An 816-nucleotide genomic window follows, 5' to 3' on the forward strand; every position below is an offset into this window, starting at 1 on the left:
GGCATGGTGAACAACGTGTTCAGCAAGGCCGGGGCCACGCCGGTGAACCTGCCGACCTCGGAGGTCTACACCGCCCTGGAGAAGGGCGTGATCGACGCGGCGGACTACAACACCTTCGCCAATAACCAGCAGCTCGGCCTCCACGAGTTCGCGCCGTATCCCATCTATCCCGGTTTCCACTCCATGCCGATGGGCGCGGTCTCGATCAACAAGGACGTCTGGAGCGAGCTGCCCGACGATCTCAAGACGATCCTCGAGACATCGGTGGACTACCTCGCCGTGGATACCGCCTTCCGGATGCATCAGCTCGACCTCAAGGCGGTGGCCAAGGCGCGCAAGAACGACGACATCGAGATCATCGACCTGCCCAAGGCCGAGCGCGCGAAATTCCGCCGCATCGCCCAGAAGGAGTGGGCCAACTGGGCCGAGAAGAACGAGATGTGCCAGAAGGTCTACGACTCCGTCGTCGCGTTCCTGAAGCAGCGCGACCTGATGTGAGTGACTCCGCCGCGGGCCGCGTCGGCGGCCCGCGGTCTTTGTCAGGGGAGGAGCAACCATGAGCGCCAACGTCCCGCTTGCCGAGTCCCGCGACGCGGAGCACGGTGAGGCCGACGACGGGCCCTTCACCACCGAGGGGGCGCGCACCCGCCTCGATCGGTGCATTAACCGCCTGGCCCCGGATATCGGCTGGCTGGCCTTCGTGGCCATGGCCATCAGCGTGGTCGAGGTCTTCCTGCGCTACGGTCTGGACTCGCCGACCTCGTGGGTCCACGAAACCACCATCTTCCTGGTCGCGGTCCTGTTCTGCCTGGGCGG

Annotated in this window: 1 protein-coding gene and 1 pseudogene; both read left to right on the top strand. The window is 65.4% G+C overall.

From position 1 onward, the window contains the following. The coding region (gene dctP / locus G7A99_RS22170) for a TRAP transporter substrate-binding protein DctP (protein WP_205600005.1) at window positions 1-498 on the top strand (498 nt) is incomplete at its 5' end. A 58-nt stretch (window positions 499-556) separates the two neighbouring features. Then, a pseudogene (locus G7A99_RS22175) lies at window positions 557-816 on the top strand (TRAP transporter small permease); the annotation flags it as partial.

The organism is Arhodomonas sp. KWT (assembly GCF_010993615.1).